Consider the following 15146-nt stretch of genomic DNA (forward strand, 5'->3'; position numbering starts at 1 on the left):
AATTTTAAAAAGATGAATAAGATTTACAGATATTTATGTTTACTGGTTTTCATAATTACTCAGGCATCCGGTTTTGAAAGTTTTGCCGGAAAAGCCATAAATGAAAAGGATGAATCCATCGTTACCTTTTCTAACGAAGACTGTAAAAAAACAGGAATAAAGGGGTTAAAATTGCATTCGGGGGAGACAATGCTGCCAATGTATGATGGTAAGCATTATTTTATAGATGTTGATGGTATGCAAAATACTGCAACAGGAGAGAGCCCTGATAAACTTGCCATTCAAACTGTCGTTGAAAATGCCCAAAATGCAGGTAAAGTAGTTGAGATAAATAGCATTGAGTCTCTGATTACCGGAGCTGCCCGTATTGATTTTAGGTCATTACCATTGGTATTACATGTTAATGGTGCGAGTTTGGACTTCAATGTAGTATTATTATCGTTGACATTTAAAACAAATGCTGCGTTTGCGGACATAGGTGTAGTTTCTACATCCAGCATTAAAAATGGCAATGGGGACAAGGAAATTTTTTATTTGGGAGCTAGAAATATTGAAATTACGAATGGTGGCGGAATAAAAGGGCAATTTAGTTTAATATCTCCCAAGACCTTGGAACTGTTTGATTTACGGGGTTACGGACAATTGAACTTAGGGGTTGGAACAGGCTTTTGCTTGGGTTGTGAGAATGGAACAAAAAGTTTCATTTTTAACTTGAATGGTACTTTTGACTTTGATCCTTCTGTAGCTATTGCTGAAAAAGAGGATGGAACTCCTTTTAATGGGGATAATTCTGTGCCACAACTAGCTTTTGGCCTATCATTTGAGAAGTGGGATGATTTGGTAGTAGGTCTAAAACTACCAACCAGATATGGTATTCAATTTAAGGCCTTTAGTGAAGTGGGATTTTGGGATGCCACCGGTGAGGTAGGAACAATTCCTAATAGTGGATTTTGTACTTCAATAGCTAACATAAATTCTAATATTATACTCGACCTGTCAGACTCAAAGAACCCTATTGTCACTAATCCCGATTTTACATTACCTGCAGACTTCAAAGGTTTATTAATAAACAATATGCAATTGAGGTTACCTAAAGGTGTCCGGGAAAGCGGGCAAGCGAATGCTACGTCTTTAAGGGTAAGTTTAGACCATTTTTTTATTGATAAAGATGGTGTAGATGCAATAGTGGCATTGAATAACCCCAACGGATTATTTGGGAAAAAATATAAACTTGGAGATGGTTTTGATATTACATTAACAGACCTTGGTTTTGGTGTAAGTAAACACCAGCTGAGCAATTTTTTGATGAAGGGCAATTTACGCCTGCCAACATTTAAAGAAAATGATTATGCGTTACGATTTGGTATACAATTTAATAATCCCCCTGGCACGACAAAGACATTTAAAAGTTTATCCTTTACCGCTGGCGTGGTATCTAGTCAGGATAAATTTGATTTCAGGCTTTTTAGTACAGCAACCGTTAATGCCGATTTAAAAGTATGTGGTATTTCAGCAAACGCTTTAATTGTCAATGGTGATTTTGAAGGCTTAGCTGTAGAAGTTGACAGAGGCGATTTTTCATTTAAAGCAAATAATTTTGATGTTTTAGGAGCACATTTTCAAAAGTTAGTAATAACCAATAAGAAACCGTTTGTTAAAGAGGCGGTTATTTTTCCGTCCCATTATTCTTATACCTGTGCCCAAAATGAAAGTTTGACAAATACCAACTCTGATTCAGGGGCTTCGGGTTTAAGTATCGGGGGCTTTGGTTTAAGCTTTTCGAATCTTACCTTAAAAGGAGACGCCAACACAGATAAAGTTACGGCAAGTGCTGCTACAACAGTTGAGTTAGGCCAGAAAGGGGATGCCGATGCTACAGGACTTTCAGGAAGAGGAATATTGTCTTTTGTGGCAGACAGAACATACAATGCTTCAAATGACCAATACTCATTTGAACTGAAAGACTTTAAAATAAGCCAGATCGAGGTTAATGCAAATTTTGGAGCATTTGGGTTTAGTGGTAGAATTGATTGGTTTAAGAATGAGGAAAGATTCGGAATTACAAATGCTACCGGCTTCGTAGGAGGGGCGGAATTCTGGGTTAATATGTTTAAAGATACAAGTAAACCCACTGAAACTAAAGAGGCGTCATCATCCGGTGGGACAACTGGTGCCGGTGCATCCTTGATATTTTTAACAGTAAACCAAGATAAACCGGATGCTTACAAAGCCTGGGCAGTAGATGTGTCATTAAATTTTCCTTCGGCAATACCGGTAGGTCCGGTATCTATTAAAGGTATTTTTGGCGGCGCTTATCGAAATATGACCTATTATGATGATAAGACTTCGGGGACAAAGACAGGGTTCAAATATAGGGTAGTAAAAGGGAAATGGGGATTCAATATAGGTTTAGACATGGTAGTAACGGGTACCGATGCTGCTGGTAGTACTGCAGCAAAACCCGGAGGAATTACAATAAATGCGATGCTTGCAGCCGAAGGGACTGATGGGCATGGGTTAGATTGGATAAAGGGAATGGCTTATGCTAAATTTAATTTAGATATGACAGACCTCATTCCGCCTATTGCTGTAAAAATGACAGATAATCTTTCAAACATTGCCAATCAAGTAGCAAAAATTTCACAAAAGATACCGATAGATGTTAATAATCCTAATAGTGGTTCACAAACAGAGCCAGTTAAAGACATCGCCTCAAATGCCATTACGATGCTCAATAAAGCTCCTGTAAATGATGGCAAAGGGAATAGGGTAGGAGCGGGAGTAGTTGTTACAGTAAACTTTGGCAATGCTGATGAACCGGGTTATTTTCAGATGATTCTAAAACCTGATATCAATGTTCATATAAATACCAAGGTTTTTAATAACTCAATTCAGACAACCGGATATGGTATTTTATATCTTGGGAAAGATGAAAAAGGAGGGGATAGGCAGTATTTGCATTTAGGAAAATCCGACCGATATAATCGGTTAGGTCTGCAATTAGATGTTTCTGCCGGAGGCGGTGGTTTGACCTTAGATGCGAGTGTCTTTGTAAATGCCTATTTTATGATAGGCAATTATGGGATTGCTAATGAACTCCCGGATCCATTGGTTCCTGACAAAATAGCACAGGCATTTGGTATGAGGATGAGTGATATTAAGATCAATAAAAGCACAGACCCTGATGATTATAGTGCTGTCAGGGATGGAACAGGAGTGGCCTTTGGAGCAGCTATTGGTGTACATGTTGACTTTACAGCGGCATATGTCTTCTCTGTAAATGTTGATGCAGGTGTTGGTGTTGATGCATTGATCGTAAACAGGGGTATGTGTGATAATAGCAAACCTGGTTGGGAATCCGGAGGCAGTGATAAAAGCTGGAGAGCTGCCGCACAAGTATATGGATATGCAGATTTAGGAGTGAATGTTTTGGGGCTTGAATTAGCCAGTGCAGGAGTGGCCTTCTTACTTAGGGCTAATGTTCCCAAGCCATTTTATGCAGAAGGGCAATTTTATGTATATGCCAAAATATGGTTTGCAAGTGTAAACCTGCAAATCACAGGCAAATTTGGAGAGGGATGTCTTGATCCGGAAACTGTGACTAAAACAGAGAAGGTAAAAATGATAAAAGACTTAAGTCCAAATGGTATAAATAAAATGGCACCGACAGGTAGTCTTTTACTTACTTGCGAATATCCGTGGGATCAGACAACTGCAACATATAAAAACTGGAATGGTATGAATTCTACAGATTTTAGGCAGGAAATCAGGATTAAGATAACAGACTCTGAGGGAAATGTTGAAAATATTGTCAGGAATAATATTGACCCGAAAAACTTTTCTAATCACATCATTAATTTAAAAAAAGACTCTGATTCTAAATATACACGCCCGGTTAACACTATTATCCCTGTTTTAAAAAAGAATGAGCATTATAAAGTTGAAATCTATACCAGAATTTATGATGCTCAGTACCAAACTGTTAAGTCTCATGACGAAAGTGCCAATACCGACTTGATATTGGAAGATACTCATGAATATGATATAAATACCACTGATAACAATACTGATATTCAGGAACAGGATATAATAATCTACCCTGGTAAAAATCAGTATAATGTATATGCCTCTGATTTTAATGGCAAAGGGTATTTGAAATTAATGGCTGAAGTAGCAGCCGGTATTAATCAGTCCGATGCTATGGCAGGATATTATCTTCAATTTTATAAAGATGGTATAGCCTATGAAAGCCCTATTAAATTAACTACCTGGGATGAAGATATCGCTTTACCATCTTTGTTAAAGAATACAATTTATGAAATAAGGATTATACAAAAAGGTACTGCCAGTGGCACAGAATATACCTGCTACAAAGACCACTTTTTCAGAACGGCAAATTTTGACAATTTCAAAGGAAAAATAGCAGAGATTAATAATGCTCATAATGCCTCTTATCAGACTTCACCGGATATGAAATTTGATATTTCTTATACTGGGTCAAAGGATATTGACTTTAGTAAAGAAGAGATAGAAGAACTTGTCAAACTAAAAATAGCACCTGATAACTGGTTTGATATATTGGATGATATGTTAAATACATTGGGTTTAAGAGGAAATACGAGTCGCCTTCGTGATATGACTTCAATTTTACAGAACAAAACGCTGGAATTAAAAAATGGAGTAACGGGAAATACACCGAATAATGCGTATCAAAACCTAAATCCGATATTTACGTATGCGCCGTTTGATTTGGACTTTTTTATGAACTTGCTCGACTCATATAATCGTTGCGTAGCTGCCAGCCAGAGTTGCCAGCAGGTTTTTCGAGATAAATATGGGGCGTATGGAGTAAGTGGAGCAAATGGGGTATTACCTAATTTTGTAAGCGGGGATTATTGTATTCAGATTACGTATGAGCTAAACAAATTTAGTTACTTTAAAGACAGAGCTGTAGTAGGTTCATTGCCTGTCAGGTTTGCCAAAATAGATGCGGCCCTATGCTTTAATAACACAGCTGACAGAAGAATTGATATTGGCGCTTTTCAGCAGGAAATAAAGGTTAGCTGTCAAAGGCAAAAATATGATAGCCAGGGATTATTACTCAATTTTAAACTGACAAAAGAAGGGATAGAAGTACCATTTCCGGTTGGGCTTGATATTAAGAATTCTAATTATTCTGTATTTAAGAACAATACGAATACGGAATCTTATAAGGTTCTTGCTCCTAAAAGTTTAGCTACGTTTATTTCAACAAAAGTAATGAGTAGCGGTTCTTGCCCAACGAGCGTTAATGACTTCTCTACAGATTTTCCGAATAAATATCAATTTGTTTTAGCGCCTGAAATTGCCAGGGAACACCTGCAAACTTGTTTTGCCTACAAAGATGTTACCCGTGAACATATTGCTGAATTATTGGAGCAAACATGTAGAGAAACATATAAAAACCGTGATGACATAGAAGCCTGTATCAGTAATGGAGGCAGTAGCACTCTAAATATTAGTTCAAATAAGAAGTTCATTCAGGTGAAAAATTATGAAGATAACAGTTATAATAACACACAAAATCTGGATGCTTTAACAAATATTGTATTCTCAAACTCGAATCAAATCTGGGGACAAATAAAAAAAGATGATAATTCATTAATTATAGCCATGAATGATTCGGATATAGCTTCTGGGATGAAGGTATTATCTGAAAATCAAACCTGTGGGGCAAATCTTCAGAGTGTCATCACAACTCCAACAACTTCATACAGAGTAATAGGTTATGATGCTGACAGAACAAAAGCATGCAGTGCAGCAAATGCTTCCTGGATCTATTCGACCACTGCGGAATCACAGTTACAAAAAGGAGTTTCTCAATTCTATTCAAATGTAAGCAGTACCCCATTTACGTTGCTTAGTTCAGGGTATTATGTGATTTCAAACGGCAATAATCAAAAGAAATACATTTATATCAATAATGGTATTTATCAGGAAACAAATTTTTGTGCCAGTAACCCGATTATGGAAGCACGATGCGGACCTGTTATGCGTACGGATTATAATCAACCGGTAAAAACGGCATTAAGTATATGTTTTTATACTGATCAAACAAAAACCCAGACATATATACCATCTGAGATACCTAATGATGGTTTAAAATTTCAATTAAGTAATGGTAGTATTTTACATTTTGATAAATCGGAAATAAACAATGGATGCGTTTCTAAAGAAATGGATTGCACAGGAATCTCTGTTATATCAAGTAATATTGGCCTCACAATTTTAACACCGCCTGGTACAAACTGTGCATCAAAACCAGATGCCCCTACATTAACGGCGTCGGCTATATTAGTAAATTTTGGAGAATCGGTTACATTAACCGCATCCGGGTGTAGCGGAGGACAAATTGTCTGGTCAAATGCAAAATCTACCGCTACAATTACGGAAATTATCAATGAAGACAAGTATTTTTCAGTCCAGTGTCTAAATAACAATTGTTTAAGCAATGCGACAAGCCAGGCCATAAAAGTAAAAGCCTTAACTGTTAAAACCAGTAATGGCAATAACTATGTTTGTGCGGGATCGTTAGCAAAATTAATTGGAGATGGGTGTTTGGGGACTATTAACTGGACAAGCAACGACAATAATCTGACTATACCTAATGCAACTTCGGCAGCTATAGAGGTTAATATTAATAAAAACACGTTGTTTAAATTTACCTGTACAACAAATGTAGCAGGGATAGTCAAAAGTTTAACCGAGACAAAGCAAATTAACTACTATGAAGTAGCTACAAAGCCCGTTATTGCAAGCAATGTGCCTGGTAATCAAAATGGGAATATTTGTCTAGGCGAAACAATCATTTTTAACACTACTACAGCCTGTCAGGCAGACAAGACACTTAACTGGTCAACCGGTTCAACAGATGCTGGTATTACGGTTTCTCCAACGGTGAATACTACTTATTTTGCTACGTGTAATGATAGTTATTGTTCAAGTGCTAAGTCTAACGAAGTTGCCATTACGATAAATAAGCTGCAAAAAGCAAACGTGGTTAGTAATTTATTAAACAATGCCGTTTGTGTCAATAAGCCATTTACCTTAACTGGTAACAATTGTGAGGCGGGCGATATAGTTTATTGGTATAAAGAAGGTGTTGCCACTGCTTTTGGAACAGGAAATAGTATTACTCTTACTGCTTTAAATACACAAAAATACCTTGCAAAATGTCGTAGAAGCATCAGTACAGATAATACCAAATGGTGTGAGGGAACTATTTCTGATGCCATTGAGGTCAAAGCCCTTTCAGATGCTGAAATGATAATGACGCTTGTTGCTAATAAACAGCAGATTTGTACTTATGAAAAAAGCCAGCTAACAGCTACCGGGTGTGACTTTGGTATAGCTGAATGGAAATTGCCTGATGGGATATGGTCGGCACTTTCGGGTAATGCGAAGAATTATGCCGCAGCAACTGCCGGAACTTACAAGGTAAGATGTAACCTGAATGGCTGTTTAGGAGCAGAAGCCTTGGTCAATATTGTGGTCAATCCTGAACCACCATCTCCTGTATTAAGTACCAATAAAACAAATAACACCATTTGTGCTGGAGAGCGTATCCAACTAAGCGGTTCCTGTTCATTCGGAGATATTGTTTGGCAAAATTTACCGGAAAACCCAATTGGTTTGGCACATACGGACAAATTTCTGGCTGTTTGCAAAACTGGCTTTGATTGTATGTCACAGATTCCGGCAAGTATTATAGTCAATGTGAATCCTATTCCGCAAAAACTATTGGTAAACTCATCGTCTGGTAACCCCATTTGCGAGTATAACCAAACCAATATTACGGCTATTGGTTGCAATGGTACGGTTTATTGGACGGACAATTCAAGAGAAAATCCAATTGCCAATTTTCAAAGGCAACAGGGAGACTATAATTTTGCCGCCAAATGTGAGGAAAGAGGTTGTATTGGACCGCAAAGTGACAATTTTAGACTTATTGTTTACAACCGTCCTGCCAAGCCGGTTATAGGTATTTCGAACAATAATATTTGTTCTGGGGCAGGTTCCATGACGATGACTGTAAACGGCTGCATCGGGGCAAATATTAAATGGAGTGACGGAGACACTTCTCCGATAAAAACCTTCAGTAATGCTGGAGGATATGACTATAAAGTACAATGTATTCAAAACAATTGTGAAAGCGAATGGTCAGACACTGCGCATGGAGAGATTCGTCAGACCCCGAATCAACCCGGCATTAGTTCGAGTAATGGTTGGGTAATTTGTGAATATAATCCCACAAATATCAGTGCGGGATGTGAAAACAATACTTATCCGGTTTGGTCGAACAACAACCTGAATAATGTTCATAATTCAGAAGAATATCGGGTCTATTGCCAAAGTAATAATGGTTGCAGAAGCCATGATTCACAAACAGAAAATTTAGTCGTTTACAACCGTCCAGCCAAGCCAGTTATAGGTATTTCGAACAATAATATTTGTTCGGGTACAGGTTCCATGACGATGTCAGTAAATGGCTGCAACGGAGCAAATATTAAATGGAGTGACGGAGACACTTCCCCGATAAAAACCTTCAGTAATGCGGGAGGATATGACTATAGAGTACAATGCATTCAGAATAACTGTGAAAGCGAATGGTCGGACAATGCCCATGGCCAGATCCGTCAGACTCCGAATCAACCAGGTATTTCGGGACCTTCGACATTGTGTGAAGGACAAAGTACTAATATCAATACAGGTTGTCAGACAGGGAGTGTGGTTTGGAAAAATGCTCCTCAAAATATTGGCTCTGTCGGCTCATATAATTACACTGCTGTATGTCAAAATAATGGATGTGAAAGCAGTACTTCCGGTTTTACCCAAACGGTGTATTCTTACCCCGGTTCTCCTTCTATTACCGAAGACCGTCAGTGTGGAAAGACCATCCTGAGCGTAAATAATTGTGGCGGCAGTGTAAGCTGGTCGAACGGAGCATCAGCAAATGCAATTGAAATATTCTCCCAAACCAATATTACAGCTTATTGTAGTCAAAACGGATGTGTAAGTTCAACATTTTATAGCTCTCAGGATGTGAAGGCCAATGCGAATAATCTTATACTCTTCATTGCTAATGATTATGGGCAGTCATGCGGAGACAGGCCAATTTGGCTGGGAGCAAGTGGTTGTAATGGATCGGTTTCATGGGAACAAAATCCTGGAGAAAGAGAGGGGAATTATGCAAAATTCAATTTAACTCAAACTACGACCTATCGGGCGAATTGTGTAACAAATGGAGGCTGCATCGGTTCGAAATCTGATATAACCATAGTCAGGAAAGATGTGCCACCGACACCGGTATTGGCCACATCTGTCTCAAATTGTCAGAATGTCATCTCACTTTCAAATAATTGTAATGGTTCCATTGTCTGGCATGATTTCTCACATGGCGGAAAAGGCGTTGTTTTACCTGTATATACTACTTCTGAGGCGAAACTGGTTTTTGCTGAGTGTGAAAGTGCCGGCTGTAAAAGTGCTTTAAGTAATGGTGCGTTTGTATCAGCCATTAATACACAGCCAAGCTGGCAGTATGGAGAAGCATATTGTTCTTCAGATCAAAGAACAACATATCGAAATTTCACAGATAATAATCCTTGTTCAAACAGCAATCCAAGAAATGGTCAGGAATTTATAGCATCACTCGATGGTGTAAATATTGATTATACCGTTGACCCAAACAGTGGAGACATAGCTGTTACAGTTAACACAAATAATACTATCAGGAATGGTACTTGGGAGGGTCAGGGGGTTAGAAACGGGACCTCAAGACAGGAAGGGAATAGATTTTTTATAGGCAACCCAAGAGTTTCATATGCTGGTGAAGGAGGCGTATTAGTATTTTCCGTAGTGATGTCTGCAGGAAAGTGTGAAGGATATACATCATTTGTAATACCACATCCGGTCAAGACGAGATCATGTTCTGGCTGGTGGATTTTTGAAACTTGCAGAGATGTGTGGAGTAAGGGTGGTGCCTCTGGTTCAGGTCCAAGAGGTTCAAAATAAAACAATAGAAGTCATGAAAAAACTAACAAACATTTTAGTCTGTGTACTCAAATTTTAATACTGGAAATGTAAATCCGGGATATTTATTGGTGCTTGACAAAGAAACGGGATCGTTAAAGTGGAGCTATAAATTATCCAATCATTTGTTTTCGACTTCTGCCTGCATAATAGATGCGAATGGACATGTTTTTCATTCAGTGTTGAATACCGTAAATCAATAAATCAGATAATGATACAATGGCAAATAATAAGTTAAATGAAAAAGATAATAACATATATAACACTTTTATGCTTAGTAAGCTACTCTGTTATTGGGCAGCTTAAAAAGAAAGAAACACCTTCCCCGGCTCAAAAATCGGAGAAAAAGCAAATAATAAAGGAAAATACCCAAACAACCGCATTATTACAACTTCTTGCCAAACACAAAGACGGGAGAATTGTTTTGCGATGGTCGCCCGTAAACCCTAAAGTATGGGATGATGGGAATCAATATGGTTATACCCTGCAGAGAGAAGTTATAAGGCGTGATGGGAAGTTTTTGGACAGGAGAGAAAAAAGCTTTGTTAAATCACTGGTATTTGCGGGTAAATCACAATGGGTTGCTCTTGCAGAGAAAAATGATTATGCCAGGTTAATCAAGGGATACTTTTATGATCAGCCTATACCGGTTTGGGAAAAAGATACTGCAGTGATTAATAATGCCTTAAAAGGGCGCTTGATTTTCTCAATGCTCACCGCAGATTTATCACCGGAAGTAGCTGGAAATATGGCATTATCTTATGTTGACTCTACTGTGAAAGCAAATGAAGAATATGTTTATACTGTTTCCCAGAATACCGCAGCAGGCGTATCTTCTGCGATTCAAGCCAAAATCACTGCTGGTTTGGCAGTTAGAATACCACAATTTGCTCCGGGAAATCTAGTGGATTTAGATTTTGTAGATAGTACCGTTACCCTGAAATGGGAATTATCAACACGAACAGTTTATACAGCGTATCATGTTGAACGGTCAGATGATGATGGTGTTACTTTTAAAAGAATCACGTCCACACCATATTTACCACTAGGTAATTCTGCAAACTTAAAAGAGATAAGTTATATTGATCATGTCAGGGAACTGCATAAAACCTATGTATATAGGGTAAAAGGAATTGACCCTTTCGCAGATGAAAGCGAACCTTCAAATCTGGTGAGGGTTTATGCTTATCAGACACGTTTGGTAAGCCCTAAAAATTTAGACTACTCTTTTGTAAACAATAAAGCCATTCTGATAAAATGGTCTTTTCCGGATAGTTTATTAATAAACGTAAAAGGGTTTAATTTATATAGGAATAATGGGGATAAATTAGAAAAGCAGAATGAGCGTTTAATTAGCAAAGATCCGCCGCACTTTCATATTGCAAAAATTAAGGATCATGACGAGAACATAATTTATACCGTTTCAGCAGTAGATTTAAGAGAAAAGGAAACCTTTTCTGACCCCTTGTTAGCCATAGTGATAGACTCTATAGCCCCGGCAAAAGTAACTAAATTAAAAGGCAAAATAGATAAAAAGGGAATTGTTAAATTGAGTTGGCAGCCAAGTGTGGATAGGGACGTATTTAGCTATGACATTTACAGAGCAGAAGGATTAAATCCTAATGACATGTATATGGTGAAACAGGTTACCGCTAAAGATACCAGTGTTATTGATAGCGTTAATCTTCGTGGAGCCACGCGATATGTTTATTACAAAGTTATTGTCGCCGATTATCATACAAATTATTCAACTCATAACGATACCATCCGTTTAGTAAGACCTGACATTTTTCCACCTGATCCGCCAAAGTTTACTGCTTTAGGAAATACCGATAGTACGGTGGTTTTAAATTGGGCTGCCAGCAGTAGTGAAGATGTAATGAATTATAAGTTATATAAGCGATTTTTATCCGATTCCACCAAAAAGCTTCTTTTAGCGTTTCCCTCCAATCAGATGATTACAACCTATGCCGATAAAGATTGGGAGGAAGAAAAACCCATGGTTTATATTTTAGAAGCAATCGACGGAGAGGGGCTAAGTTCGGGTGATTCCTGCCAGGCCAAAATAAGAGTACTCAAGCCTTTGCGGCGTGCGGCGGTTAGTATTTTAACGGCGACCTATCAATCAGATCATGACAATAAAGGAGTAAAGCTCCAGTGGAAATATATCTCAAAGAAGCCTGTTGTCAAATATCTGATTATGAGGAAGTCAGGTAAAGAAAATGACTTTGAAAAAGTAAAAGATGTTTCAGGTGATGTCTTAGAGTTTGTCGATATGAAAGTAAATGCTAAAACAGAATATACCTATACCGTATATGCCTTTTTTGTAGATAAAACATCAACCTATAGCGGAAAAGAAGCCAAAGTAAGAACCCGTTAACTGATTGCTTATGAACCACATTTACAAAAATGTTTTCCGGGCTTTTGTGATAATAATGTATGTCTGTGTATCCATCAAAGCACAAGATGTTGAACAAACAATCAGACAGGTCAAAGAGTTCAGGAATATGCCGAAACAGATTTTAGCCAATGGAATCAAAGCATCCGGTGAGATATCAAATAGTACAACCTATTATGAGGCATCCTTGCTTGAAGACCGTCGTATTCCTCTTGAATCATATTTATCGGGGAACATTAATTTCGATTTTTTCGGGAAAGTGCAAATGCCCTTTAGTTTCAATATCAATAGTCAAAGTTTAAATTTCACGCATCCCTTTGATAAGAACTATCGTTTTCAGCAGCCATTTAATGGCTTACAGTTTCGACCAATGTACAAAGGATTAACCCTACTGGTGGGAACAAATTCTATGGTTTTTTCACCCTACACCTTAAATGGGCATAGATTTAATGGTTTGGGTATTGAATACAAACCAAAGAAAGAGGGTTTTTTCGGGGGATTTATGCTGGGTACTTTGCTGCAAAGGGTTCAACCTCAGTTTGATAGTGCCACCAACAAGCTTTTAATTAACCAGCCCTCCTATGAGCAGAATGGGTTTGGTGTAGATATTGGATTTAAAAACAAACAAAAGAGCCTTGAATTAATTTTATTCAAGGCATCGGATGATGTCGGCTCGTTAGGAGAAAAAGCTGATACCATTAAAGGGTTAGCATTACCCGTTCAAAATGTGGTAGCCTCTATAAAAGGAAGTTCTAATCTCGGTAAAAAATTCTTTGTAAATTTTGAATTTGCGGTTTCCGGATTAACACAGCTTAAAAGTAAACTCGAATCCAGTGAGTCACAATCCTTTGGAAGTTTAGCAGGCTTGTTAATGGTAAATGGCTCTACAATTTATAGAAATGCCCTAAAGACCTCAATTACTTATAAAGGCAAAACATTTAACCTTGGTGTAGAATATAATCGCGTTGATCCGGATTACAAGACATTGGGAGCCTATTATTTTACCAATAATCTTGAAAATATCAAAGGCAATTTTGCTACTCAGCTGATGATGGGAAAGCTTTCTGTGTTGGGTAGTTTGGGGAGACAAAGCGATTTGGCAAATGATGGTAAAAGCCAGTCTATGTTTCAATGGGTTGGCAATACTTCAATAACCTATAAGCCTTCAGAGACTTTTAATACGAGCCTGGTGTATTCGAATTTTACAAGTTTTACCAATTTAAGGCCACAGCTGGAATATTTAACATCCATAGTACCCTATAATGCATTGGATACCTTGAATTACAGGCAGATAAGCCAAAACCTGCAAGGCAGTATTACTAAAATAATTAATCCTCAAAATAGGGATAAGAGAAGGGCAATAATGGCCGATTTTCTTTTGCAAAAGTCAGACGACGTGCAAGGTAAATTGAGTACGGGTTCTTTAGTGAGTAACTTAAATGTGCGCTATAGTTTAAGTAATACGATAAAGAAAGAAGTCTTAGGAGCAGGCTTTGCCCTTGGCAGAGATGATTATTTAATTTCCAAAACATGGTTAATCGGTCCTTCATTTACTTATGCCAGGGGATTTTTTAAAAATCAACTCAAAACCCAGACAGCGATGAATGTTCTAAGAACCTTATCATCAACCCAAGCTAACAGTAATGTATTTAATGCCAGAATGGGTGCCAGTTACAGTCTTGAAAAGAAACATAATCTCAATTTGACGTTCATGTTTATGAAACGGGATTTGGATGAAAGTTCTCTTGGTTACCCCAATACCTGGCAAATTACCGCTACATTAAGTTACGCATATAGGTTTAGTTTGATGGATACCTCCAAAAAGAAAAAAGCAGATGATTCTCTGAATTCCAATTGATGATTTATTGGTGATAAACCAGATGCCTAAAATCTACTTTGAAAAAATGAATATAATAATGATTTTCAAGAAAATACTGCACGGATTTTTATGTGTACTAAGCCTATTGTTAAGTGTACAAAGCCTTTTGGCCCAGAGTAATTTCCCTGTCAGTTGCAGCCCCTATTTGTTGCCTCAGTATAGCCTCAACTGGAGTGCCTTAACCTCTTCCAATAATTTCCTGAAAGTTACCCTGGTACTCAAAGATGAAAAATATCAGAGCGGGATTGTTCCTGTCTTTTTACGTTTCAGGTTTGAACAGGCTGGTTCTGTGATTAGTACAAGACCTGACTATCTTCCGGCTATTCCCATCAATTTAAGTTTCGGTACTCCTCTAACCCTCTATGGCAGTGATTTAATCAACTACTTTCAGGCTGGTCATTTAATAGCCCAGGGAGCAGTGGATGAAAGTATGCTAAGACAAGGTGGACGCCTGCCCGATGGTTTGTGGACACTCAGTGTTACTGCCTATGAGTTTGATGCTTCCAGAGGACATCGACAAATCTCAGAAACAGGAATAGCCATGATGCAGGTCTTTTATGGTTATCCTCCCCAGATAACTTACCCTGCCGAAGGACAGGTGTTGCAGGAACAAGAGGTACAGAATCTGTTGTTTTCCTGGATGCCCCGAGGTACAGCCTCCCGTGGGGGGATTTCAGGGCTGATTTATACAGTAGAACTTTATGAGGTATCAGATGGGGAAGTACCCAATGCGGTAGTTCAGGGGAAAAGACCCATTTTCAGTACAACCACCAATACCAGCAATTATTTGTATGGTATTAC

At 38.1% G+C, this 15146-nt stretch carries 4 protein-coding genes; all 4 read left to right on the top strand.

Annotated features, from left to right (window positions below; genetic code table 11):
* The first annotated feature begins 12 nt into the window (after window positions 1-12).
* The gene (locus BM179_RS23630; protein WP_092019645.1) at window positions 13-10050 is read left to right on the top strand and encodes a hypothetical protein; all 10038 of its coding nucleotides are present in this window, start codon (window positions 13-15) and stop codon (window positions 10048-10050) included.
* 256 nt (window positions 10051-10306) lie between these two features.
* Window positions 10307-12448, top strand: a complete 2142-nt coding sequence (locus BM179_RS23640; protein WP_092019647.1) for a fibronectin type III domain-containing protein — start codon at window positions 10307-10309, stop codon at window positions 12446-12448.
* Between the two features lie 10 nt (window positions 12449-12458).
* The gene (locus tag BM179_RS23645; RefSeq protein WP_143095310.1) at window positions 12459-14324 is read left to right on the top strand and encodes a hypothetical protein; all 1866 of its coding nucleotides are present in this window, start codon (window positions 12459-12461) and stop codon (window positions 14322-14324) included.
* A gap of 46 nt (window positions 14325-14370) precedes the next feature.
* On the top strand, window positions 14371-15146 hold a 776-nt coding region (locus BM179_RS23650; RefSeq protein ID WP_143095311.1), incomplete at its 3' end, for a hypothetical protein.

Origin of the sequence: Pseudarcicella hirudinis (assembly GCF_900115665.1) — a bacterium.
Taxonomy (GTDB): Bacteria; Bacteroidota; Bacteroidia; order Cytophagales; family Spirosomataceae; genus Pseudarcicella; species Pseudarcicella hirudinis.